Source organism: Tautonia sociabilis (assembly GCF_003977685.1).
GTDB classification, from domain to species: domain Bacteria; phylum Planctomycetota; class Planctomycetia; order Isosphaerales; family Isosphaeraceae; genus Tautonia; species Tautonia sociabilis.
On the sequence record NZ_RYZH01000051.1, the window covers coordinates 1 to 24,811 of the forward strand.

14 protein-coding genes are annotated in these 24,811 nt (G+C 69.1%); 6 read left to right on the forward strand and 8 right to left on the reverse strand.

The features are described 5' to 3' along the window. A partial coding sequence (locus TsocGM_RS20660) for a formylglycine-generating enzyme family protein (protein WP_148114886.1) occupies positions 1–501 on the reverse strand: 501 nt, incomplete at its 3' end. Positions 502–635: 134 nt separating this feature from the next. Here TsocGM_RS20660 and TsocGM_RS20665 point away from each other — a divergent pair. The 6 genes from TsocGM_RS20665 to TsocGM_RS20690 all read left to right on the forward strand — a co-directional run bounded on the left by TsocGM_RS20665 (position 636) and on the right by TsocGM_RS20690 (position 11,749). Then, positions 636–1,715 carry an FAD:protein FMN transferase gene (locus TsocGM_RS20665; protein WP_158633670.1) on the forward strand — a complete coding sequence of 360 codons (1,080 nt, stop codon included), beginning with the start codon at positions 636–638 and terminating at the stop codon, positions 1,713–1,715. 53 nt (positions 1,716–1,768) lie between these two features. Then, positions 1,769–2,824 carry a S1C family serine protease gene (locus TsocGM_RS20670; protein WP_126727366.1) on the forward strand — a complete coding sequence of 352 codons (1,056 nt, stop codon included), beginning with the start codon at positions 1,769–1,771 and terminating at the stop codon, positions 2,822–2,824. A gap of 195 nt (positions 2,825–3,019) precedes the next feature. Further along, complete coding sequence (locus TsocGM_RS20675; RefSeq protein ID WP_126727367.1) at positions 3,020–4,795, forward strand: hypothetical protein; 1,776 nt, start codon at positions 3,020–3,022, stop codon at positions 4,793–4,795. 555 nt (positions 4,796–5,350) lie between these two features. Then, a complete protein-coding gene (locus tag TsocGM_RS27710; RefSeq protein ID WP_158633671.1) occupies positions 5,351–7,987 on the forward strand; it encodes a peptidylprolyl isomerase in 2,637 nt (878 codons plus the stop codon). Positions 7,988–8,363: 376 nt separating this feature from the next. Beyond that, on the forward strand, positions 8,364–9,197 hold the full coding sequence (locus tag TsocGM_RS20685; RefSeq protein WP_233579067.1) for a LuxR C-terminal-related transcriptional regulator: 834 nt from the start codon (positions 8,364–8,366) through the stop codon (positions 9,195–9,197). Between the two features lie 821 nt (positions 9,198–10,018). After that, positions 10,019–11,749: a S41 family peptidase gene (locus TsocGM_RS20690; protein ID WP_126727369.1), complete on the forward strand. Its 1,731-nt coding sequence runs from the start codon at positions 10,019–10,021 to the stop codon at positions 11,747–11,749. 44 nt (positions 11,750–11,793) lie between these two features. On the opposite strand, the gene lnt is transcribed toward TsocGM_RS20690, so the two are convergent. From lnt to TsocGM_RS20725, 7 genes are all read right to left on the reverse strand, one after another. Next, on the reverse strand, positions 11,794–13,530 hold the full coding sequence (gene lnt, locus TsocGM_RS20695; RefSeq protein ID WP_126727370.1) for an apolipoprotein N-acyltransferase: 1,737 nt from the start codon (positions 13,528–13,530) through the stop codon (positions 11,794–11,796). Between the two features lie 203 nt (positions 13,531–13,733). Beyond that, positions 13,734–15,185 carry a sigma-54-dependent transcriptional regulator gene (locus tag TsocGM_RS20700; RefSeq protein WP_126727371.1) on the reverse strand — a complete coding sequence of 484 codons (1,452 nt, stop codon included), beginning with the start codon at positions 15,183–15,185 and terminating at the stop codon, positions 13,734–13,736. Positions 15,186–15,372: 187 nt separating this feature from the next. Further along, a complete protein-coding gene (locus TsocGM_RS20705; RefSeq protein WP_126727372.1) occupies positions 15,373–16,605 on the reverse strand; it encodes a sialidase family protein in 1,233 nt (410 codons plus the stop codon). 36 nt (positions 16,606–16,641) lie between these two features. Continuing rightward, complete coding sequence (locus tag TsocGM_RS20710) at positions 16,642–18,336, reverse strand: N-acyl-D-amino-acid deacylase family protein (protein ID WP_126727373.1); 1,695 nt, start codon at positions 18,334–18,336, stop codon at positions 16,642–16,644. Between the two features lie 22 nt (positions 18,337–18,358). Beyond that, positions 18,359–20,050 (reverse strand): gamma-glutamyltransferase family protein, encoded by a 1,692-nt coding sequence (locus tag TsocGM_RS20715; protein ID WP_126727374.1) that lies wholly within the window; start codon positions 20,048–20,050, stop codon positions 18,359–18,361. A 366-nt stretch (positions 20,051–20,416) separates the two neighbouring features. Continuing rightward, positions 20,417–21,916, reverse strand: coding sequence for a DUF1501 domain-containing protein (locus TsocGM_RS20720; RefSeq protein ID WP_126727375.1), 1,500 nt, complete (start codon positions 21,914–21,916; stop codon positions 20,417–20,419). Positions 21,917–21,956: 40 nt separating this feature from the next. Further along, positions 21,957–24,713 (reverse strand): PSD1 and planctomycete cytochrome C domain-containing protein, encoded by a 2,757-nt coding sequence (locus TsocGM_RS20725; protein WP_126727376.1) that lies wholly within the window; start codon positions 24,711–24,713, stop codon positions 21,957–21,959. Positions 24,714–24,811 lie beyond the last annotated feature (98 nt).

The window sequence follows — 24,811 nt, forward strand, 5'->3', positions numbered from 1 at the left end:
CATCGGGGGGGCCCTTCGGGGTGCTGGCGATTGTCGCTGTGACCCAGTCCACCACGAAGGTGCCTCCCCTTCCATCGAAACTGTCAACCGGGCCCACCCCCATTTCGGCTCTCTTTGCGACAGAGCCTCCCCCTCGGGCTGGTCGTCCGCCTTAACCCCCTCGCGTTGCTTGCGCTTCAGATCGAACTGGAAGGCGAACTCGTCGTACTCGTCCCAGGTGACCTCGTGCTTGCCCATCCAGAACGGTCCGACGGTGACGGGGTGCTGCGGTCCCTCGTGCTCCAGGCGGTCGGGCTCGTCCTCGGGGCTGCCCATGAGGAAGGTGCCGCCGGGGATGGGAACCATCTCGAAGGAGAGGTCGGTCCCGGGTATCGTCTCGGTATAGGGCTTCATCTCCTCGGGAGCGCTGGCCTCCTGGCCCCGGCTCGGGGCCGCGGCGGCCAGCAGGGCGCAAGCGAGGAGGGCGGCCCCGGTCCTGCCGTGCGACAGCGAGAATGTCATCGTCGGAAACGCTCCTCGGACGGGCGGGAAGACTTCGGCTGGAATGGGTTGCATCGCGGTACGGGAGAAGCCGGGGCGCACCGGCCCAAGGCGGGCCGGGGGAGACGGAGGGACGCCCCGGGGGAGGTCGACCGATGGATGTTTGGTGGCTGGCGCTGGTCCTGACAACGGTGACGGCCCCGGCCGTCTCGCTCGGGGCCGATCGTGATGAGCCGGAGGAACTCGAACGCTTCGAGTTCCTCGAGACCCACATGGGCAGCGCGTTCAAACTCGTAGTTTACTGCACCGGCCCCGCCCCCGCCAGCGCCGCCGCCCGATCCGCCTTCGACCGCATCGCCCAGCTCGACGCCACCCTCAGCGACTACCGCGTCGACAGCGAGCTTTCCCGCCTCGGCGACCGCGCCGGCGGGCCTCCCATCCCCGTCAGCGCGGATCTCTTCGAGGTCCTCCGCCGCTCCCGAGAGCTCTCCGAGCGCTCGGACGGCGCCTTCGACGCGACGATCAACCCCGTCGTCAAGCTCTGGCGGCGCGCCCGGCGCAACCGCGAATTGCCCTCCCCCGAGCAACTCGACCAGGCCCGCTCCCGGGTCGACTGGCGACGCCTCGAACTCGACCCCGACGCCCGCACCGCCCGGCTCGCCTCCGAGGGGATGCGGCTGGACGTCGGCGGCATCGCCAAGGGCTATGCCAGCGACGCCGCGCTGAAGGTTCTCCGCGAGGCCGGCATCACCCGGGCCCTCGTCGCCGGAGCCGGCGATATCGTCGTCGGCGACCCTCCCCCCGGTCGCTCCGGCTGGCTCGTCGGCATCGCCCCGCTCGACCCCTCCGGCCCCCCCGAACGCTACGTGCTCCTGGCGAATCAGGCCGTCTCCACCTCCGGAGACGCCGAGCGCTTCGTCGAGATCGACGGCGTTCGCTACTCCCACATCGTCGACCCCCGGACTGGACTCGGCCTGACCAGCCGGAGCAGCGTGACCGTGGTGGCGCCCGATGGCACCACCTCCGACAGCCTCGCCACCGCCGCCTCGGTCCTCGGCCCCGATCGAGGCCTGCACCTGATCGAGCAGATCGAAGGGGCCGAGGCTCTGTTCGTCTCCATCCCCGACGGCGCCGATGCCCCGGAAGTCGCCTCGACCCCCGGCTTTGACGCCCTGCTGGCCGAGCCCGAAGGGGAGCCGGGGCCGGTCCCGGCGCTCGGGGGGCCGGAGGCTTGAATCGCGACCGGCCGCCACTACAATGGCGGGACGTTCGCATCAGGAAGGATCACATGCGAAGACGCCTCTCACGGAATGGTCCTCGGGCGGCCCTCCCGGCGCTGGCCGCTCTGCTCGGCCTCGGTCCCGGCATCGCCCTCGCTGCTGGCCCCGACGGCAGCGACGCCCGTACCGAGCGCGTCGTCCTGAAGGACGGATACCAAGTCGTCGGGCGCGTCCTCGCCGAGAAACCGGACGCCCTGTTCATCGACATTGGCCACGACGTCATCCGAGTCCCCCTGGACCGGATCGTCCGCCGCGGCGCCCCCGACGAGGCGCCGGCTCCCACCAGCACCGCCGCCACTCCCCTCGCCGACCCCGGCCCGGCCGACGGCTTCTACCGCACCGGATCGCTCCCTCCGAAGCCGGTCAACGAGCTGGTCAACACCTTCGGCGAAGCGGTCGTCTCGATCGAGACCCCCTCCGGGCTCGGCTCCGGCTTCATCATCAACCGGGACGGCTTCGTTGTCACCAACGCGCACGTCATCGAGGGAGAGACGCGCATCTCCGCCATCCTCTACCAGAAGACCTCGAGCGGATGGCGCCGCCGCAAGGTCGAGGACGTGCAGATCATCGCCGTCAACCCGTTCCTCGACCTCGCCTTGTTAAAACTCCCTCCGCAGGAGGGCCTGAAACCCGAGCCCGTCGTGCTGGGTACGACGGAAGACCTCGATGCCGGCGACGGCGCCTTCGCCGTGGGCAACCCCCTAGGCCTGGAGCGGAGCGTCTCCCAGGGGATCCTCAGCACGCTGAACCGGAACTTCGAGGGCCTGGTGTACCTCCAGACCGACGCGGCCATCAACCCGGGTAACTCTGGAGGTCCACTGTTCAACCTGCGCGGGGAGGTGATCGGGGTGACCAACATGAAAGCGTCCGCCGGAGACAACCTCGGGTTCGCCATCCCGATCTCCTACGTCAAGGATTTCCTCCGCAACCGAGACGCCTTCGCCTACGATAAGGACAACCCCAACAGCGGCTACCGCTACCTCGATCCCCCGCGTCGACGACGCCCCGAGGCGCCTCCCCTGGCGGTCGCCTCGGCCGGATCAGACGCCGCTCCCGGGCCCTGATTCTGTCCGTTCCTGGTACAAGAGTTGCGATAAGAACCCGGCCCGAACGCCCGCCGGACGCGGGCCGACCCCGATCGAGGCCCGCTCCGGCACGGCTCGGCCGGATCCGAGTCTGAATCCTCCTCCGGCCGAGACCCGCCGGGCCCCGACCCCGACCCCGACCGATTACCCTGACACGGGAAGGAGACTAGCCCGATGCGATCCCCGATTCGGGTGCTCGCCGGACTGACCCTGTTCGGCCTGATTCTGGCGGCCGCCCCAACTTCGGCCCAGGTCCCCGGCGAGGATGCCCTGCCGGGCTCCACCCTGGCGGTCGTCAAGGTCAAGAGCACCAGCGACCTGCGCGAGGCCCTCGGCAACAGCCAGTTCGGCCGCCTGCTGGAAGACCCGGCCATGCAGCCGCTACTGGACGACATCAGCGCCAAATTCGAGGACCTCAACACGCAGCTCAAGCAGCGGATCGGCGTGACGCTCAAGGAGCTGCTCGAGACTCCCCAGGGCCCCGCCTGGCTCGCCGTCACCCGCAGCGAGAACGAGATCCCGATCGCCGCCCTGCTCGTCGCCGACGCCGGCGACAAGTCCGAGCAGATGGCCGAGATCATGGCCAAGGGCACCGAACAGCTCGAGCAAGAGGCTGACGGGCAGGCCCGCACCGAGGAGTTCCAGGGCAAGACCCTGCACATCATTCAGCCCCCGGCCGAGGATAGCCCCCCGCTGGTCTGGACCAGCGAAGGGAGCGTCTACATCATCGGGGTCGGCGTCGAAGCGGTGAAGGACCTCCTCGCCAACGCCGACGGCCGCGAGGATTCCCTCGCCGCCAACCCGAGTTACGCCGCCATCGGCGAGAAGCTCGGCACCGACAGCCAGGTCTCCTGGTACATCGACATTCAGCAGGCCATCCAGATGCTCGTCCAGGCCGCCGCCGAACAGGGGGGCGAGGCCGGCCAGGCCGAGGCCCTGCTCCAGACCCTCGGTGTCAACCAGCTCAAGGCCGTCGGCGGCACCGTCGACTTCGCCTCCGGCGACTACGACTCGGTCTCCCGAACCTTCCTCTACGCCCCCGGCCAGCGCAACGGCATCCTCCGCCTCTTCCAGATGCCGACCATCTCCCCCACCCCCGAACCCTGGGTCCCCGCCACCGTCGCCAGCTACCAGACCATCAGCTGGGACCTCGACGCCGCCTACGCGGCCCTCGGCGACCTGGTCAACATGTTCCTGCCCGGCGCCCTGGAGAATGTCGAGCGCGGCCTGCAAGGCCCCGGCGGTGAGACCATCCGCTTCCAGCAGGATCTCTTCGGCCCCCTCGGCGACCGCATCTCCATCATCTCGGTTTACTCCGGCGATGGCGACGCGCTCGACATCGATGCTCAGGATGCCCTCCTGGCCATCGCCCTGGAGGACGAGCAGGCCTTCCAGACCACGCTGAACAAGATCTTCGCCATCTCCGGCCTCACCCCCGAGAAGCGGGACTTCCAGGGCACCACCATCTTCGACATCGAGCTGCCCGAGCTCCCCGCCGCCCCCGGCGCCCCTGCGATGCAACTGGATGGCGAGGTGAGCATCGCCATCGCCAAGGGCTACCTCTTCGCCACCAGCGAGCCCACCCTGCTGGAGCAGATCCTCCGCGGCGGCGGCAGCACCCTCGCCGACGACCCCCAGTTCCTCAAGGTCGCCGCCAAGTACCCCGCCAAGGTGTCCACCTTCACCTTTAACCGCCCCGAGGAGCAGGCTCGAGCGGTCTACAACGCCTTCAAGAGCGGCCAGTTCCAGCAGGCCCTCCAGGCCGGCGCCGCCGGCGCCGGCGAGGCCGCCGCGCAGATGCCCGACCTCTCCGACCTGATCGACATCGAGAAGATCCCCGAGTTCTCCGTCTTCGCCAAGTACCTCACCCAGGGCGGCAGCTACAGCGTGATGGAGGACGACGGCCTCACCGTCACCCAGTTCGCCATGCCGAAGGACGGCGGGCGGTAATCCCCCTCCCGCCACCGAGTTCTCGCCGACAGCCCGTCCTCCTCCGGGGGGCGGGACCTCTCCCGGCTCCTCATGAGCCCCGAGGTCCCGCCCCCCGTTGCGGTTCAACCCCACTCAATCAATCGATCTCTCCCGCCTCTCCTTCCAACATCCCCCTCCCCGTGCCCCATTCCGGCATCGGGGATCAGCCTTCCGCTGAGCCTGGGGCCAATCCTCCCGACACACCCGTTCCCGGCGCCGACCGCTCGCCCGAGTCGTCGGCCGTGCCCGCTCATCCTTCTTCCTTGCGAGACGACCACGGTGCGTGGGGGCCGGCGTCTCCGAGGTCAAGTCATGGCCGGGTCGGGATGGGATTCGATGCCGGGGACGACGTGATCCGCGCCCCTGGAGCCGATGCGCCGTCCTTCTCGGCCGGTGGGTTTCATATCGATTTTCGCCCCCGCTTGCCTCAAGTCGCCGGGGCGGTTTCGCCGATTGGAAGGACTGAATCGATCGCGCGGCGGCGCCGACGGCGAGCCAGCGCCTGGGGAATGGCCGAAAGTCGGGAGGAGTCCGATGCGGGATCGCAAGCGAGGCGGTTCGATCCGACGGTGGCTCGGGGCCGGCGAGGCGGCCTTCGATCGGCGTCGGGCCCATCGCCCTCGGCTGGAGGGTCTCGAGCCCCGGCAGTTGCTGGTCGCTTCGCTCGACCCGATCGCCAACGTCAGTGTTCCGGCTGACTTGGGGAGAGTCATCCCGCTCCAGGGCGGGTCCGATAACCAGGTGTTCTCCGCCTCCTCGAACAATCCCAGCATCGGCGTCTCGGTCATCAACGGACCGTTCCTGTCGATCGATGTCTCCCACGCCTCCAGCGGCCCCGGCGACCCGGCCTTCTCCGGCACCCTCACCTTCCAGCTCTTCGAAGAGCTGACGCCGATCACCGTCCGCCGCATCCTCGCGCTGGTGAACCAGGGCTTCTACACCTCTCCCACCACGAACCCCGACCCGAACTTCACCAACCTGCCCTCGAAGAATTTCCATCGGGTCGCCACCGGATTCCCCGGAAATGAGTTCATCGTTCAGGGCGGCTCCCCCAACGGCAACGGCACGGGAGAGATCAATCAGCCCGGGTTCCCCTTCGCCGACGAGTTTCGAGCCCCGCTGGTCTTCACCGGCATGGGGCAGCTCGCCATGGCCAACGCCGGCGACGACACCAATAGCTCCCAGTTCTTCGTCACCACCGGGATGCCCACCTTCCTCGACTTCAACCACACCATCTTCGGCCAGCTTGTTGAGGGAGAGGACGTCCTTCAGCAGATGACGCAGGTGACCCGAAACAACCTCGACGCCCCCGTCTCCCCCATCCTGATCACCGGCACTCGGGTCAGTCGAGGGAACCCCGACGGCACCCTGCTGATCGACACCACCGCGGCCCAGGCCGGCCAGACGGCCACCATCACCGTCACCGCCACCGACCCCGCCTCGGGAGGCGCCTCGACCGATACCGAGACGTTCCAGGTCAACGTGGTCGCGAACTCCGAGAACCAGCGTCCCTTCCTCGGGCCGATCCCCAACCAGTTCACCACCCCCGGCACCCCGGTCCAGTTTCCGCTCAACGCCACCAGCACCAACCCCGGCGACCAGCTCACCTACGCCGTCGGGGGGGGAACCGCCTCCGACGGCACCTTCGCGCCGGTCCAGAATGCCACCGCCACCGTCGACCAGGCGACCGGCCTCGTCACCGTCACCCCGAACTCCGGCTTCGAGGGGACGATCAATCTCCTCGTCGGTGTCCGCGACCAGGTCAACCGCGCCGGCAGCCTCGACGCGGTCAGCAACTTCGACACCCAGAAGCTCACGCTCACCGTCACCAACAACAACCGACCGACGGCCACCTCCCTCAACGTCGCAGCCACCCAGAATCAGCCCGTGACCATCCAGTTGGCCGGCGATACCAACAACCCCGACTCGGGACAGACGCTCACCTACCAGCTCACCGGCCCCCCCGTCAACGGCCAGATCAGCAACTTCGACGCGAACGCGGGGACCCTGACCTACACCCCCAACACCAACTTCGCCGGCGAGGACCTGTTCACCTATACCGTCACCGACGTCGGCCCCCCCACACCGAACTCCACCAGCGCCGAGGCCACGGTCCGGGTGTCGGTCTCCAGCGGGGAGATGAGGAACGTCCCCCCGACCGCGACCCCCCAGCAGGTCACGGTCCAGGCCAACACCCCGGTCGCCGTGCAGCTGACCGGACAGACCGGCAACCCAGAGTCCGGCCAAACGCTCACCTACATTCTTGATACCTCCCAGACACGCGGCACGGTCACCAACTTCGATCCGAATACCGGCACCCTCACCTACACTCCGCCGACCAACTTCATCGGCAACGACTCCCTCAGCTTCCGAGTCCGAGACGTGGGCCCCCCCGAGCCCAACCTCGAGAGCGAGCCGGCCACCGTCACCTTCAACGTCACCGGCGCCGTCGACACCGGAGCCGTCCGCCAGGTGGGCAGTGTTCTGCTCGTCACCCCTGAACCCGGCCGCCTCCATCGGCCCGACCCGAACACCGTGATGGTGACCCTGGTCGATGGGCGCATCACGGTGTCCGTCAACGGCCAGATCGACCAGTTCCGCCCGCTGGCCTCCGACCTGGAGCGGGTGGTCGTCTACGGCACCAAGGCCAGCGACACCATCACCATCTCCCCTGAGGTCCCGCTACTGGCCACCCTCGACGGAGGGCTCGGGGGCATCAACAAGATCAACGCCGGCGACCTCCCCTCCCGGCTCCACGGATGGTTCGGCCGGAACACCCTCCGGGGAGGAGCCGCCCGCGACGAGCTGATCGGCCGCCTCGGACAGGTTCGCTTCCTCCCCAGCGACGGCAACGACCTGGCCTTCGCTGGCGAGCCCAACCGCTTCCCCAGCCGAGGTTCCAACGCCCATGATGGCCAGGGAGAGCCCCCGATCGGCCAGTTCTTCCGGTTCGTGAACAATCGCCTCGTCCCCGTCCCCACCCCCCCTCCCCGGGCATCCGGGAAGATCATTCTGAATCCATCCACTCCGCGCACCAGCGTGCCCACGTTCAACCTCCCCGGCGAGCAGGACCCTCCGGCCACCTCTCCGACCGCCTCGGCGCTTGATGCCGCCCGGCAACGCACCGCGCAGCGACTTCAACAGCTCCGTGACCGTCTCCAGCAGTCCTGAGCCGTCAGCCCCCCCGGTTGCCTCCGCCCTTCCCTCCAGTGGTCGGGCGGCTCCGGGGGGGCTTCCCCTCGCTTCGACCGCCAGGACCCGGGAATTCCCCCACACCCGACGTCCCCATCGCTTAGATTCCATCTGGGAGACACCGCGGTCCCCCCGCTCTCCCGATCCTTGACGCGATCGGATCGGCACCGTACGATCAAATGCATGCATTAAGACCGGCAGGACCTCTCCGATCCCTGATGTCGGGATTATTGGTCTTATCCGGTACGCCATGTTCGATAGGATACGGGGCGGCGGAGGAGATCGGCGGCGACGGGTGGCCGTCCTGATGCGGAGCGACGGCCGTCGAACTCGATCACGACGGAGGATAGGTCCGGTGAGCGACGAGGACCTGAAGAAGCCGAGGCGGTCCTACCGGCCTGGTGTCGAAGGCCTGGAGGCCATGCGCCTCTTCAGCGGCCTGGTCACAGCCCCGCTCGCCATTCCCGCCGAACACGGCGTGCTGCCCGATCCGGTCCTCGATGCGGAGGCCACCCACGCGATCGGCTCCCCGATCGACTCCGCCGCCTGGGACGCCGCCCTCGATCAGGCCCTCCGCTCCGAGTTCTTCCCCCTTCCAGAGTCCGAGTCCGGCTCCTCCGCCGCACTCGCCGAGGCCCCGGCCGACGCCGAGGCGATCCGGGGCGGCCTCTCCCAGCTCGACCGCTACCTCTCCCGCTCCTGGGCCCGCGCCGGGCTTCCCCCGCAGAAATTTGATGACTGCACCCAGGCCGTCTATCTCACTCTGCTCAAACAGCTTGGCCGCCCCGGCTTCGATGGGCTAATGGCCGCCGTCGGGATCCTCGGCATCCGAGAAGTCTTCTCCCGGGACCGCGAGGAGGGAGCCACCTTCTTCCGCGCCATCGACGCCACGAAGAAGCGCGCCCAGCGTGAGCGAACGCTCCGCTCCCTCGACGACGGGCTCGACGCTCCCCCTTCCGAGTCTCGCGACCGAGACGCCTGTGAGGACCTCGACGAGGCGATCGACCTCGCCCTCACCCCCCGAGAGGCCGAACTGATCCGAGCCACCCTTGCCGGGGAAACCCCCGCCGAGATCGCCGACCGCTGGGGAGTCGCCCCGAAGACCGTCAGCAATGAAAAGACCCGCGCCTTTCAAAAACTCCGATCGTTCCTCAGCTCCTCCGACTCCCTCTCCGAGCTCGCCTCCTGACCGGAACACCCCCTCCGCGGCTCATCACCCGTGACTCCCCTGCTCAGCGGTTCTTGCTCCCGATTCCGGGAAAGCGGAGGCGGGAACGCCCCGCTCGGCGGCTGGCATCGAGGCTCCCCGTTCGGGAGGCGTCCGAACCGCGGGCGTGCCGCTCAATCCGAGCCACCAGGCCCCCTCCCATCGATAATCCGAGCAGACCGCCTTCCGTCCCCCTTCGCGGAGGGCCGACGACGGACTCTTGCGCCGAGGATCGAGCGTCACACCAGGCTTCGCCAATACGGTTCGTTCGTGTCACAATTCCAAGACCTTGGTCCTCTCTCTCCCCTCGTGGCTCCTCCCCGGCGGCGATCTCCAGCAATTCCGACGACTTCCCTGACAGTCCTGCTGGTTCTTCCGGAGCTACCGACGGCGAGGTCCTCCTGTCCGCCCGATGCTCGCGACCCGGGCCGGGTCGGTATGATAGATTACGTCGTGACGGGCGTGACTCCCCGAGTGATCGCCCCGGTTGCATCGGATCGTCGAGCGGAGGGACGCCCGACCGGCCCGAGGAAGGCCATCGGCATGCTCCGTGCTCCGTTCCGCGACCACATCACTTGAAGCGTTGACCCCCCCGATTGATCGATTGAATCACTTCTCTTGACGTGCAGCCAAGGATCGGTGCGCGGACGGATCACGGAGGCCAAGGCGATGGCAACGGTCCCCGATCCCCGACCCCTCCCGACCTCTCCGAGTCGTCGAGCGGCCCGGCCCGATCCGGTGACCCCCATCCCCGAGGCCCCCGATCCTCCCCGCTCCGCTCCTCAGCGGGAGGATCGTGGTCGATGCTCGCCCTGATCCGGACGTCCGTCGGAGCCCTGATCGCCTCCGCTCTGGCAGCGATCCCGGCCCCGAATTCAGCCCCCAACCCGGTCTCGAATCCGGCGATCGGCCTCCACGCCTCCTCGGCGATCGCCCTCCAGGGCGTCTCGGGGGGACGCTCCCCGGCCGCCCTGGCCGACCTCGAGACTCCCGACGACGCCCTCGCTCGCGCCCTGGAGCTCGAACGCGGCCGGGAGTGGTCCGCCGCCATCGAGGTCTACCAACGGGCCCTCGAGCGTTGGCCCAGCCGCACCGAGCTGCGCCACCGTCTCCGCCTCTGTGAGACCCACTACCGGCTCGGTCGCCGCTACGAGGACCGCAGCTTCCGAGAGGTCCTGCTCCGCCTCCCCCTCACCGACGCCCTGGATCTCTTCGATGAGCTGGTCGAGCGCATCGAGGCCGGCTACGTCGAGCCCATCCGCCTTGAACCCCTGCTCCGGCACGGATTCGACAACCTGGAGGTCGCCCTCCGCGACCCCATCTTCCTCAGCGCCCATCAGGTCACCGCCCCGGAGTGGGCCGACCGCATCCGATGGCTCCGAGACGCCTACCGCTCCCAGCGCCAGCGCGTGTCCGCCTCCTCCCGCCTCGAGGCCCGCGCCACGGTGGAGCTCGCCTGCGATCTTGCCGACCGCGCCCTGGATCTCCCCGGATCGGCCATCGCCCTCGAATTCGTTTACGGTGCGTGCGATGCGCTGGATGAGTACTCCGGTTGCCTCTCCCCCGACAAGCTTGCCGACCTTTACGCCGAGATTGACGGCAACTTTGTTGGCATCGGCGTCGAGTTGAAATCCTGCGACCGAGGCCTGACTCTGGTGAGCGTCATCCCTGGCGGTCCTGCGGCCGAATCCGGCCTCAGGCCAGGGGAAGTGATCGTCTCCGTCGACGGCCGACCGCTCGCCGGCCTTGGCCTGGACGCCGCCGCCGCGACCCTCCAGGGCGAGGAAGGCTCCTCGGTCACGCTCACCGTGCTCGGCCTCGACGGCCACTCCCGCGCCGTCCTCCTCGTCCGCCGTCCGGTCGAGGTCAAGAGCGTGGAGTCCTCCCGACTACTCCAGGGCGGCATCGGCTACATCCGCCTGGTCAGCTTCCAGAAGACCACCATCGACGAGATGGACGCCGCCGTCTCTTCCCTCCGCTCCCGAGGAATGCGTCATCTCGTGCTCGACCTTCGCGGCAATCCCGGCGGCCTGCTGAATGTCGCCGTGGAGCTGGCCGATCGCTTCCTCGACCGTGGCCGCATCGTCGCCACCCGGGGCCGAGCCCCCGGCCAAACGTTCGACTACCTCGCCTCCCCCTCGGCCCCCTGGCGCATGCCGCTGACCGTCCTGATCGACGGCGATAGCGCCAGCGCGAGCGAAATCCTCGCCGGCGCGTTGAAGGAACACCGCCGCGCCCTCGTCGTCGGCCGGCGCAGCTTTGGCAAGGGCTCGGTCCAGAGCATCTACCCCCTCCGCTCGGCCGACGCCGCCCTGAAGCTCACCACCGCCAAGTTCTACTCCCCCCAGGACCACCCTTACAGCGAGCTGGGCGTCTCCCCCGACGTCGAGGTCACCACGACCGCCCGCCCCCCTTCCGACGACCCCGACACCCTCTTCGAGCCCGTCCCCTTCGGCGACCCCGAGCGCGATCCGGGCCTCCGCACCGCCATTCGCCTCGCTCTTGAATCCGATCTGGCCGGCTCCGGCGACTGACCACGGCCTCTGCTCTGAAGAGGCACGAGGGGCCCAACCCGGCGTCAGCCGGCCCGGAGTCGGGCTCGGAGCGACCGGCCGGCGGCGACGGGAAGACAGCCGAGGGTGAGCGCGAGGCATCCGAGCGGGAGCCAGTCGCCGAATCGGGCGTAGAGGCTGGTGCGGGGGTCGAGGGGGATGGTGGCCGTGAGGACCCCCTCGGCGGCATGGGCGGAGTCGCCGCGGTGGGGAGGGGGGAGGGAGGATCGAACGACGCCATTGCCGTCGATCACGGCGGAGATGCCGGTGTTCACGGCTCGGGCAACGGGGACGCGCAGCTCGACGGCGCGGAGCACGCTGTTGGCCAGGTGGAGTTGGTGAGCGGCGGTGCCCCGGAACCAGCCGTCGTTGGAGAGGTTCAGGAGGATGTCGGGGGCGTCGCCGTCTGAGGAGCCCGCCAGAAGCCGAGTGACGTGGGGGACGCTGTCCTCGAAGCAGATGGCGGAGGCGAACCGCCAGCCGTCGAGGCGGAGCGAGCCCGGACCGGGGCCGGGGTCGAGCGAGGGCATGTGGTCGGCGTCGAAGGGAGTGAGGGCGAGGACCCAGGGAATCGTCTCGACCAGCGGCACGTACTCGCCAAAGGGGACGAGGTGCAGCTTGTGGGACATCTGGACCGCCTCGGTGCCGGGTTCCAGCAGCAGCGCGGTGTTATGCCGGGTGGCCCCCTCGGGGCGGAAGACGTAGGACGTGATGCCGACGATCATCGGCACGCCGGCCTGGTTGGTCCAGTCGTGAAGCAGGGAACGCACCTCGGCGCCGAACTCGGCCAGGCGGGCAGGGTTGGCGTTGGGAAGGAGAATGCGGGCCTGGCGGTCGAACTCGTCGTCAGGAAGCCCGGGGGAGACGTCGACCCAGCCGTACGGGAACATCGTCTCGGGCCAGACGACCAGGTCGGGGCGGTCGCTCAGGGCGTCGTCGACCAGGCGGCGGAACGTGGCGAGCACCTCGAGGGAGTCAGGCCCGCCGCCGAAGATCTGGGGGATATCGGACTGGATCAGCGCGATCCTCGGGCCGTCCTGAAATTCCGAAGTCGCGAGCCGGACGACGCCGTAACCCAGGCAGGCGCCTATCGCGCCGACCACCACGGCGGCCCGGATGACCTGGGATCGCGCGATGCGGGGGCCGTCGGGGAAGGGGACCGTTCTTGGCTCCTCGATCAGGCCGACGATCCAGGCGTTGACCAGCATCACCAGCACGCCGAGGGCCCAGGCGCCGGCGAGGTCGGCCACCTGGATGAGCGGGAGCAATCGGTACGTGCTGTGCCCGAGGAAAAACCAGGGAAAGCCGTTGAGCGGATAGAGCCCTCGGACGTACTCGACGCCGATCCAGGCGGCCGGGGCGGCGATCATCAACGGGATGCCAAGGCGACGGACCATCACCCGCATCAGCCCGAGGGCGACCGGCCACCAGCAGGACAGGACGATCGCCAGCGCCAGCCAGCCGGGCCAGGCGGATTCGTCCGAGGACCGGACCCACTCCACCGAGATCAGCCAGAAGGTCAGACCCCCCAGCCAGGCTCCGGTAGAGACAGCCGCCGCGGACCTCCGCGACCTCACCAGCAGGAGCAGCGGGACGAGGGCGACCCAGGCGAGCCACCAGGCGGCGACGGGCTCGTAGGCCATCGCCAGCAGCAGTCCGGAGGCGAGGCCCAGCGCGGCGGGGGGGGGCAGGTGTCGCCTAATGATCGAGCCGGGGGCCGGGGAAGGCCGAGGGGCGGGGTCGATGGCGATGGTCTGCGACATGGGCACCGCGCCCCGGTCGGCCCCGGGCGCCTCCTTCCGATCGGTGCGATGCCCGGGGCCGGGCGGCGAGGCCACCGGGCGAGCTCCGGGCCATCAGACCGTAATCGCCGTTATTTGGGGATACGAATTCCAGGGGCGGGGGGTCGGGCGCGATCTTCCAGAAGGATCGGGGAGGACCGGGCTTGGTGCGAGCAGGGGGGGCGTCAGTCGGTGTCGTCGTCGGAGTCGCCGGAGACGACGCGGTCGATGGTGATGCCGAGGGCCCGGATCTTGTTGCGGAGGCTGCCTCGGGCGATCCCCAGGATCTCCGCCGCCCGGGACTGGTTGCCTCCGGTGGCGCTGAGAACGCGGCGGAGGAGGACCCCTTCGAGGAATTCGATCGCCTCGGCGTAGAGGTCCTTGGAGTCGGCCGCGAGCCGGTCCCGGATGAAGTGGTCGAGGTCGGTGCCGACGGAGCCCTCGCCCGGGGAAACAGCGTCCCGGCCTCGGCCGGATCGCACATCGGCGGGGAGGAAGTCGGTGATGAGGACCGGGCCGGTGGACTGGAGCATCGCCTGGCGGAGCACGCTCTGCAATTCCCGGACGTTGCCTGGCCAGCCGTAGCGCATCATCCGCTTCAGGGCGTCTCCCGAGAGCCCCTGGACCTGCTTGCCCAGTTCTCGGTTGAAGCGACGGAGGAAGTGGTCGATGAGCACCAGCAAGTCGTCTCCCCGGTCCCGGACAGGGGGGAGGGTGATGACGAAGCCGTTGAGGCGGTAGTACAGGTCGGAGCGGAACTTCTCCTCGGGCATCTTCTCCAGGTCGCGGTGCGTGGCGGCGATGATCCGGACGTCAACCTTGATGGTCTTGTTGCCGCCAACGCGCTCGAACTGCTTCTCCTGGAGCAGGCGGAGAACCTTGGACTGGAGCACCGGCGTCATGTCCCCGATCTCGTCGAGGAAGATGGTGCCGCCGTCGCATTGCTCGAACTTGCCAATGCGCGTAGTAACCGCGCCGCTGAAGGCTCCCTTCTCGTGGCCGAACAGCTCCGACTCGAGCAGCCCCTCGGGGATGGCGGCGCAGTTGATGGCGAGGAACGGGCCGTGGGCGCGACGGCTGTGCTGGTAGATGGCTCGGGCGACCAGTTCCTTGCCGGTGCCGCTCTCACCACGGATCAGAACGGTGACGTCCTGCGGAGCGACTCGGCCGATCGCCTTGTAGACCTCCATCATCTGCGGGCTGTTGCCGACGAGCAGATCCCCCTCGGTCGGCTCGGTACCGGCGTGGGGCAGGACGACGGGGTCGTGCATCAGGCGTCGGATCTCGACGGCCTGGTTGACCTTCTCGCGGAGCTGCTCGACGTCCAGCGGCTTGTGAATGTAGTCGTAGGCGCCGAGCTTGATGGCCTCGATCGCCGTCTGGCCGGAGGAGACGCTGGTGATGAAGATGACCGGCAGCTTGGGGTCGAGGTCGAAGACCCGGCGGTAGAGTTCCAGACCGGATGTCTCCGGGAGCATGATGTCGAGCAGGACGACGTCGGGCGAGCGCTCCCGGATCTGGTCGAGCCCCTCCTCGGCGGTGGCCGCGCTGAGGACGTCGACCTTCAGCGGCTTGAGCGCCTGAGTCACCAGGTGTTGCACGGAGCGGTCGTCATCGATCACCAGGGTCAGCGGCATGAGAGGTGCTCTTGGGCGGCTCCGGGTCCGGTGGGGGAGATGGTCGGCTCGAGCGATCGGCGGCACGTCCGGGCGGCCCGGAGAAGCGGGTGAGTTGACATTATATCGGAGCGGACCCGGAAATCGAGCGAAGATGCACCAGCTCGCCCCATTCGCGGATCGGAGGAGGAGGCCCGCATGCCGGGGCTCAGTCGCGCGTCAAGGCCCAGGACTCGGGAAAGGACGCATGCCGGATCGTCCTGGCGATGAACTGGTTCCGGGCTTCCGGGTCGAATCCGGGGTCGCCAGGCTCGGCGGCGATAAAGCAGCTATAGATGACGTGGATGGTCCCGTCCCGGGCCTGGATGACGGCCGGATACTGATAGCGCCCGGCCTCGTGCCGCTCCAGGAAGCGGGGGGGCGACCAGGAGCGGCCCTCGTCGTCGGAGACGGAAACGGCCAGGCGGGCTCGGGAGGTGGCGTCGTCGTTGTAAACCAGCAGCCAGCGGCCGCTGGCGAGGCGGACGGCGTCGATCCCGCTCCCCGGGTTGGGCAGTTCCGTCTCGCCGATCGGGCCCCAGGTCTCGCCACCGTCTTGTGACTCGGCGACCCGGATGCGGTCGATTGGACCATTCTCCCGCATGTAGGCGACGAGCGAGCCGTCATCGCGGCGGAGAACGGTCGGCTGGATGTTGCCGAATCCCAGCAGCGGCCGGCTGGCGCGCCAGGAGGCGCCGCCGTCGTCGCTGATCGCCATGATCGAGATCGAGAAGGTGTCGGAATAGAGCGGGAGGACGATCCGACCGCCGGGCAGGAAGGTCGGCTTGCAGCGGTTGGCCCAGCCAAGGCGCTGGTAGAGCGGATCGGCCAGCTTCTCCCGCTGCCCGCCGGGACCGACGATCGCCCCTCGGGGGGGTCGCAGGTCGCGGTCGCCGAGCAGGGCCAGGGCCTCGTCCCGAAAGTCAGCCGGTCGGAGCAAGAGAACGCCCTCGCGTTCCCAGCTCGGGGGGCCGGACCCGTCGAAGTCGCTCGAGACCCGGACATTCAGCAGGCACGACTCCCAGGAGCCGCCGATGATGGTTGGCCAGAAGAGCCAGAGCCGGCCGTCCGGGGCGACCGCCATGCTCGTGTTCCCGTCCGGGAAGCCGGGGGTGTCTGCCAGGAGGAAGGGCTCGGTCCAGCGGTCGGCCCCCGGGGCCCGGCGGGCGCCGAAGATCGCCGAATCGTCCTCAGACCCCTCGCGGTCGCCGTACCAGGAGGCGAGCAGACCGCCATCGCGGCACTCGACGATCGACGGCGCGTGCGTCTGGATCGGATCGGGGGGGAAGACGTCCTCGATCGAGAGCCGGGGGGCGTCGTCCCCCTCGGCCGATCGGGCCAGAGGAGGAGCGAGCCATGCCCCCGCGATGACCAGCAAGCGGAGCGAAACCGATCGCCTCATGGCCGACCTCCCCCTTGGCGAGTGCTCGCCGCCGGATCAACGTTCGCGGCGGAGCGCCCGGCCGGGACGGGCTCCGGTCGATCGGCCGTCGTCAAGCACGAGTGTGCCGTTAACGACAACATGCGTAATCCCCTCGGAGTACTGGAACGGTTCGAGGTACGTGGATCGGTCGATCACCGTCTCAGGATCGAACACCGTCACGTCGGCGAAAGCGCCAGGCCGGAGGAGGCCGCGGTCGAGCAGACCGGCCTTGGCGGCGTTCTGCGAGGTCATCTTGCGGATCGCTTCCTCCAGGCCGAGCAACTGTCGCTCACGGACGTAATGCCCGAGCACGCGGGGGAAGGTGCCGAAGTTCCTCGGATGCGGGTGGCCTCGGCGAAGCGGGCCATCGATGGCGAGGGCCGAGCCGTCGGAGCCGATCGAGCACCAGGGTTGTACCAGGGCGAGGTTCATATCTTCCTCGGTGTGGTGGGCGTAGATGGTGCCGATTGACCCCCCTTCGGCCCGGAGGAAGTCGAACATCAGGTCCAGGGGGTCCGGGGAGGGGTCCTGGCCGGCGGCGAGGCCGGCAAGGACAACGTCCATCGTTTTCCCCTCGAATCGCTTGTGCTCGGGCGTCAATTTGGCCGAGATGAGCATGCGGGACCAGTCACCGCCGACGGCGAGGTAGTGGTTGTACCAGCCGGGGAGACCGGCCAGGATATCGACCTTCATCCGCTCTCGGGCTTCGGGGTCGGCCAGTCGGGAGAGCAGGGCGTCCCGGCCTCCCTCGTGGGCCCAGGGGGGGATGATGCTGACGAGGTCGTTGTTTCCCCGGGTGTAAGGGTAAACGTTCGCCTGGACGTCGACCCCTCGGGCTCGGGCCGCGTCGATGGTGGCGACGATCTCGTCCATGCGGCCCCAGAGGGACTGGTCGGCGATCTTCAGGTGGATGATCTCCACCGGCACGCCGGCCAGCTCACCGACGGCGATCGCCTCGGCGATCGCCTCCATCACGCCCTCCCCCTCGGTGCGGATGTGGGACGAGTAGATGCCGCCGTGCCGGGCCACCACGCCGCAGAGCCGGGCGAGGTCGTCGACCGTGACCCCCAGAGACTGCGGGTGCATGATCATCGTCGAGAGCCCGAGGGCCCCATCGGCCATCGCCCGGTCGAGCAGCTCCTCCATCGCCTGGAACTGCGACTCGGTGGGGCGGTCGAACGAGGCCCCCATCACGCCTCCCCAGATGTTGCCAAGGCCGGCGTAGGACGCGACGTTTATGGCGATGCCCGAGCGCTCGACGGCGGAGAGATAGTCCCCCATCGAGGCGATCCGGACCGGCTCGCCGGCGATCGTCTCCTCGACCGGCTCGACATTCGGGCCGCCGGAGGTGTGCTCGCCGAGGATGTCGGTGGTGACCCCCTGGCGGATCTTCGACTCGGCGGCGCCGGACTCGAACAGCACGCGGTCGGAATGCGAGTGGATGTCGATGAATCCCGGAGCCACGACCAGCCCGGTCGCGTCAATCGTCCGGGCCGACGGGGTGTCGTCGGGAATCCGGCCGACAACGGCGACGCGGTCGCCCCGGATGGCGACATCGGCGAACCGCCAGGGGTTGCCGGTGCCGTCGACGACCCGGCCGCCCCGGATGATCAGGTCGTAGGGCCCCTCATCCTGATCAGCGGCGAGGCCGGTCGGGAGCAGACAGGCGACGAGGGCGAGCGCAATCGGAAGTCGGGATACGGTGGTCATGGCAAGACGTTCCCCTCGTCGGTCAGTAGGCGGCGGCGTGGCGTCGGGAGACGGGATCGCCCGCGGCCTCGATCCGGCCGGAGGCGGGGTCGATGCGGAGCACCGTCGGGTTCGAGGAGACGGGCTGGCGGACCCGCACAACGGAGTGCCCGAGCGTTTCGAGGGCCGAGGCCACCTCGTCGGGGTACTCCGTGCTCAACCGCAGCTCACCGAGCTGCGGCGGCCGCTGGCCGAAGGAGCCGACGTAGTGCTCCGAGTTGAAGCGGGGGGCGGTGACGGCCTCGGCGGGGGATCGGCCAAAGTCGATCAGGCTGGTGAGCATTTGCAAGGTTGATTGATCCTGCGCATCGCCGCCAGCGACGCTGACGGCGATGACAGGCCGCTCGTCCTTCATCACGATCGTCGGCGTCAGGGTGATCCGGGGCCGCTTGCCGGGCTCGATCGCGTTCGGGTGGCCCTCCCACGTGTTGAAGCTCTGGAGCCGGGAGCCGAGCCAGATGCCCGTGTCGCCGGCCAGGACGCCCGACCAGCCGCTCGGCGTGGCGGCGACGACGTTCCCCTCGGCGTCGGCCACCAGGCAGGTTGTCGTGTCGATCGACGGCCCCCCCTCGGCGACCCGGACGGCCGAGCGGTCGGGGTCGAGCAGGGCCGAGCCCGAGGAGGGGTCGCCGGGCCGGCGCTCAATCGAGGCACGCTCGGGGTCGATCAGGGTGCGTCGGGCGTCGGTGTACGACTCGGAGAGCAGGGTCTCGAGCGGCACCTGCTCGAAGAGGGGATCGGCGTAATACTCGTCGCGGTCGGCCAGGGCGAGCTTCAGGGCCTCAACCTGGACGTGGATCGCCTTCGGATCCTCCGGGCCGAGGGGGGCGAGGTCGTACCCGTCAAGGAGCCTGAGGGCCTGGAGCAGCGCCGGTCCCTGGGTGACCGGCCCCGGCTTCAGCACTCGGTAGCCTCGGTAGTCAGCCGAGACCGGCTCCTCGACCCGGGTGACGTGGGTCGCCAGGTCGACAGCTCGGAGCAAACCTCCGTTCGCTCGCGACCAGGAGTCGATCCGGTGGGCGATCGGCCCCCGGTAGAAGTAATCGGCGGCCAGGCGGAGGCCGCGGAGACGATCGTTGGCCGACGCCTCGGCCTCGGCGAGCCGGCGGAGGGTCCGCGCCAGGTCGGTGTGCCAGGGGTACTGCCCTCGGTCGAGGATGCGGAGCGTGGGGGCCACGACCTCGGCGAACCGCATCGTGCCCGAGCGTCCCAGGGCGGTCAGGCAGGCGTCGATCGCCGCGGGAACGGCGGCGGCCTCGATTCCCTCCCGCGGAATGCCTCCCTTCTCCTCAAAGTACTCCCGGGTCGCCAGGCGGGGGGCGGCCCCCTGGCCGACGATCGCTTCGACGACCTTGCGGTCGGCGTCGTAGACGAGGATCGGCACCTCACCGCCAAGGCAGTATGACGGTGCGTCGGTCACTCCCAGCGCCAGCAGCACGGCCACGGCGGCGTCGATCGCGTTGCCGCCAGCCTGGAGGATCTCCATGCCGGCCTCGACCGCCTCCCCCCCCCCCGCCACAACGGCTCCTCGGGTCCCCTCACCGTGCCAGCCCGTCTCGATCCCCTCGGGGGTCGTCGAGGGCCGGGCTCGCTCCGGCCGCTCCTCCTGGGCGACGGCGAGGGAGGGAGGCGTTGCGATCGACAGGACGGCGGCGAGAAGGGCCAGTCGCGTCATGGTGATGCGTCCCCCGGATGCGATCGGGTTCGGGCCCGGCCCCTGGCGGGGAAGGACCGGGAACGGTCGCGATGCGATCGCTACTTGAACCGATGCGAGGCGTCGGGGCAAGCCTCGGGAAGACCTCGGCCGCCGGATCGGCACGCCAGACGGGACGATGACCCCGGGGATCCTGGCTGCCTGGCCGCCGGATCGGGACGGCCGAGGTGGCGTCGGTCGCTGGTTGCGGGGTCCTCCCGAACCCCAGCATCAACTCGACCGCGGCCTCCCCGATCCACACATGATCGACTACCAATAAGCTCCAAGATTCCGGGAGACGCCCTCGATGACGTCGAGCTGTCGGCGACCCGATCGACGCGCCCAGGGTCAGGCCAGGATCTCGGCGATCGGCCGGCCGTGGTCGATCTCCAGCCGCTTCCGGCCGGGGATGTCCAGCCGCTTCGGGTCGAGCCCCAGCAGGTGCAGCAGAGTGGCGTGGATGTCGGTGACGTAGTGGGGGTGCTCGACGACGTGGAAGCCCAGCTCGTCGGTCTTGCCGTGCACAACCCCCTTCTTCACGCCGGCACCGGCGAGCCAGACGGTGAAGGCATGCGGGTGGTGGTCTCGGCCGGTGGGATTGGCCAGGGTATCGCGCATCTCCAGGCCGGGGGTGCGGCCGAACTCGGTGCAGCAAACGACAACCGTTTCCTGATCCATGCCGCGCCGCTTCAGGTCCTTCAGCAAGCCGGCGATCGGCCGATCGACTCGGGCGCAGGATCGGGCGTGCAGGTCGCGGAGCTGGGTGTGCGAGTCCCACTCGCCGTAGTCGCTCAGATAGACGAGCGTGAACCGGACCCCGCGCTCGGCCAGGCGACGGGCGGCGAGCAGGCGACGGCCGTAGATGGCGGTTTCCTCGCGATCAATGCCGTACAGCCGCTCCGTCTCGGCCGACTCGGCGCCGAGGTCGAGGGCCTCGGGAACGGAGGCCTGCATTCGGTAGGCCAGTTCATATGCCTTGATGCGGGCTCGTAGCTGCTCGTCGTCCGGGTACTCAACCCCGGAGAGCGCGTTTAGGTCCCGAATGAACTCGAACTGCGCGCGCTGCTCCTCAGCGAGCATCCCGTCGGGCCGGGAACCGAAGGGCAGGGGGGCGCCGGGGTCGAGAGAGAGCTCGATGCCATCATGCTCCGGTCCGAGGTAGAGGGCGTCGAAGTTCTCTCGGACGCGCGTATCCTTATATTTTCCCAGGAAGACAAATTGTGGCAGGTTCTCGTTGAGCGAGCCGAGGCCGTAGTGGATCCAGGAGCCGATGGTCGGCTCCCTCGGGTCGAGCTTGTGCCGGCCGCTGTGAAACTGGAACTCGGCGGCATGGTCGTTATCGGTGGTGTACATCGAGCGGACGAAGGCGATGTCGTCGGCGCACGACGCCAGCTCGGGCCACCAGTCGGAGATCTCGACTCCGCACTCGCCGCGCTTCCGGAAGCCGACCTGCAGGGGGAAGATCTGCGCGTGGGTCCGGTCGGCGCCGACAACCGCTCGGGAACGCTCACGGAACAGGGGATTCTCGAACGGGTTCTCGAACGGCGTCTCGGCATACGTCTTGCCGGCGTAGCGGTTCAGGGCGGGCTTGGGGTCCCACGTCTCCAAGTGGCTGACGCCGCCGGAGAGAAAGATCCAGATGACGTTCTTCGCCCGGGGGGGAAAGTGGGGTCCGGGATCGGGGGCGGCGGCGCCGGTGTCGAGAGCGGCGGCGCGGACGACGCCGTCTCGGTGGAGCATCGCGCCGAGGGCGAGGCCGGTGATCCCGAAGCCGATGTCGGCCAGAAACGTCCGGCGGCGGACCCGACCGCAAGGAGGGCCAGCGGGGGGGAGGGGGCGTGCGATCATTGGAAGGGGCCCTCCGGGATGCTCGATCCGATTCGGTCAGTCATCGAATCGTCACGAAGTCGTTGTGATTCAGCAGCGCGTGGACGAAGTCCTCGCGAGCCCGGGTGTCGGGTTCCGGGATCGAGGCCCCCCGCAGGATGTTCGTCATCCTGGCGAGGAAACGGGCGCCAGCGGCGAGTTCCTCCCGGGAGGGGGGCCGGCAGAGGACCCGTTCGAAGGCGGCGGTCATGAACGCGCCGTCGTCGGGGGTTGCTCCCAGCTCGGCCGAGAGGGACGAGGTGATCGAGCGAGCCATCTCGATCGCGAGCGGATTGTTCGACAGGGCGAGCGACTGCTGAGGCACGACGGAGGTCGTCCGGCGGTAGCACTCGCCGGGGTCGGGAGCGTCGAAGAGTTCGAGGAAGGGCATCGACGCCTCGCCGTGATGGGCGAAGTAGAGGCTGCGACGGTGGGTGGTGAGCCCCTCCGATTGGTCGATCTCGGGACCGCCGATCGCCTCATCGAGCACGCCTCCAACAGCGAGGAGGCTGTCTCGGACCACCTCGGCCTCCATCCGGGAAGGGCGGAAGCGCCAGAGCAAGCGATTCTCGGGGTCGATGGATCGATTCGCGCTGGCCGATTCGCTCGACGTCGAGGCCATGCGGTAGGCGGCGCTGAGGACGATCCGGCGGTGCAGGTGCTTCATCGACCAGGGCGGGACGCCGGGGGACGACGGCTCCATCAGCTCGACGGCGAGCCAGTCGAGCAGCTCCGGATGGGTCGGCCGGGCTCCGTTGCGGCCGAGGTCGTGCGGGGTAGCGACCAAAGGCTCGCCGAAGTGCCAGCCCCAGAGGTGGTTGACCGCCACCCGGGCCGTGAGCGGGTTCCCTCGGCGGGTGATCCATCCGGCGAGGGCGGAGCGCCGGCCCGTGCTCCGGTCGGGATACGAGGGGGAGAGCGGGGTATAGTCGGCGGAGTCCTCGGAGGTCGCCTGCTCAGCGGCATCCAGCGCCGATCGGGCGGCCGAGAGCCGCTGCTCGGCCTTGGCGACCGCGTCGGCGTCGGGCTCGGCCTGGTGCCTGGCCTCGAAGTCGGCCAGCTCGGCGGAAGCGAGTTCGAGCCGGGCCCGAGCGGCGGCGGCCTCGCGCTCGGCTGCCGAGGCGAGTCGGGCGGCGGCATCGGGGTCGTCGCCACCTCGGCCGAACCGGGCGTCGTCGGCGGCGATCCGGGCGCGCAGCGACTCCAGCGCCGCCAAAGCGGCGGCGGCCTTCATCTCATCAACGCGGAGACGGATCGTCGCTCGTTCTCGATCGACATCCGACGCCTCGGGCCCCATCGACTCGAACCGTTCCCGGCTCGCGTCGAGAGTGGCTCGGGCCTCGGCCAACGCCGATTCGCACGCCTCCGTCTCCTCGAGGCGGATGAATGCCTTCAGTCCGGGGTAGGCGGATTCCGGGGGAAGCTCGACCGGCTCGATGGCGAACTCGTCGCCGGCCAGGAAGCGAGGGGGGCCGGGAGGAATCGGCGGGCGGCCGGGGACGACGTTGCGGGACTCGCCTCGAGTATAGAGAAACGTTTCGGCGTCGAGCGTCTTGTCGAAGATGCGGACCATGCCCGACGTGATCGGGCCATAGGACTTCCCGTAGTCGTAGGTCGGATACGGGCCGGGGTCGGGCTCGCCGGGAACGCGGTCGTGGCGGATCTCGATCGGCTCGAAGAAGGCGCGAAAGGCGAAGTAGTCCTCGTGGGAGATCGGGTCATATTTGTGGTCGTGACAATGGGCGCAGTTGATCGTCAGGCCGAGGAACGCCTTGCCCGTATGCTCGACGGAATCTTTCATCCACGAGTTATAATTCCATCGGTAAAAGTTGCGGACAAGATAACCGGTGGCGACCAGCTGTTCGGGATCGTCGGGAGCCAGCTCGTCGGCGGCGAGCATCATGCGGACGATGTGGTCGTAGCCGGCGTCGGCGTTGAGGGAGCGAACGATCCAGTCGCGCCACCGCCAGATCATGGCGTAGCTGTTCAGCACGTCGGGCACCGAGCGGCGGCCGTACCAATCGCTGTAGCGCCAAACGTCCATCCAGTGCCGGGCCCAGCGCTCGCCGTGGCGGGGGTCGGCGAGCAGGCGGTCGACAATGCGTTCATAATGGGCGTCGGACGGGTCGTCGAGAAAGGCGAGCAGGTCCTCTCGCGAAGGAGGCAGGCCGATCAGGTCAAGGTAGACGCGGCGGAGCAGGACGTGCGGCGGCGCCTCGGGCGAGCGATCGAGGCCAAGCCGCTCGTGCTCGGCGGCGAGGAAGGCGTCGATGGGATCCCGGGCCCAGCCGAGGCCGGCGTCGGGCACGGGGGGGCGGGTCGGGGGGCGGAAGGCCCAGTGATCTCGGGGGTCGGGTTCGGGCTCCTCACCTTCGGGAGCGGCGGCGCCCCCGTCGATCCAGGAGCGGAGCAGGGCGATCTGCTCGTCGTCAAGCGGCTCTCCCTCGGGGGGCATCCGCAGGCTCGGCTCGGCCGAGGAAACGCGCTCGATCAGGGGGCTGAACTCGGATTCCCCGGGCTCGACCGCCGGGCCGGAATCGCCCCCCTCGAGCATCAACGCGACGGTGTCGAGCCTCAGCCCCGCCTGTTGCTTCAGGGCGCCGTGGCAAGCGAAGCACCGGTCGCGAAGCAGGGGCTTGATCTTCGCCTCATAGTCGACCGCCTCCCCCCCCGTGGCGGTCGAGCCCGCCCAGGCGAGCCCCAGGACGACGATCGCCGGGACCAGCGACGCCGGACCTCCAACCGAGCGTCGGGCGAGCAACGGGATGGAGCGGTCCATCGGGCGACCTCCAACCGGGCGGTGCGGGTCGACCGGCCCGGCGACGATCGGGCGGCGTCGACCACGCCATGGCGCGTGGCTCCGGATCATTCATTGTT

Bases quoted from the DNA above. Each gene is read 5' to 3' on its own strand.
- TsocGM_RS20725 (WP_126727376.1), bottom strand. From the start codon at position 24,713: ATGGACCGCTCCATCCCGTTGCTCGCCCGACGCTCGGTTGGAGGTCCG.
- TsocGM_RS20720 (WP_126727375.1), bottom strand. From the start codon at position 21,916: ATGATCGCACGCCCCCTCCCCCCCGCTGGCCCTCCTTGCGGTCGGGTC.
- TsocGM_RS20710 (WP_126727373.1), bottom strand. From the start codon at position 18,336: ATGACCACCGTATCCCGACTTCCGATTGCGCTCGCCCTCGTCGCCTGT.
- TsocGM_RS20700 (WP_126727371.1), bottom strand. From the start codon at position 15,185: ATGCCGCTGACCCTGGTGATCGATGACGACCGCTCCGTGCAACACCTG.
- TsocGM_RS20675 (WP_126727367.1), top strand. From the start codon at position 3,020: ATGCGATCCCCGATTCGGGTGCTCGCCGGACTGACCCTGTTCGGCCTG.
- TsocGM_RS20715 (WP_126727374.1), bottom strand. From the start codon at position 20,050: ATGACGCGACTGGCCCTTCTCGCCGCCGTCCTGTCGATCGCAACGCCT.
- TsocGM_RS20665 (WP_158633670.1), top strand. From the start codon at position 636: ATGGATGTTTGGTGGCTGGCGCTGGTCCTGACAACGGTGACGGCCCCG.
- TsocGM_RS20670 (WP_126727366.1), top strand. From the start codon at position 1,769: ATGCGAAGACGCCTCTCACGGAATGGTCCTCGGGCGGCCCTCCCGGCG.
- lnt (WP_126727370.1), bottom strand. From the start codon at position 13,530: ATGTCGCAGACCATCGCCATCGACCCCGCCCCTCGGCCTTCCCCGGCC.
- TsocGM_RS20705 (WP_126727372.1), bottom strand. From the start codon at position 16,605: ATGAGGCGATCGGTTTCGCTCCGCTTGCTGGTCATCGCGGGGGCATGG.
- TsocGM_RS27710 (WP_158633671.1), top strand. From the start codon at position 5,351: ATGCGGGATCGCAAGCGAGGCGGTTCGATCCGACGGTGGCTCGGGGCC.
- TsocGM_RS20690 (WP_126727369.1), top strand. From the start codon at position 10,019: ATGCTCGCCCTGATCCGGACGTCCGTCGGAGCCCTGATCGCCTCCGCT.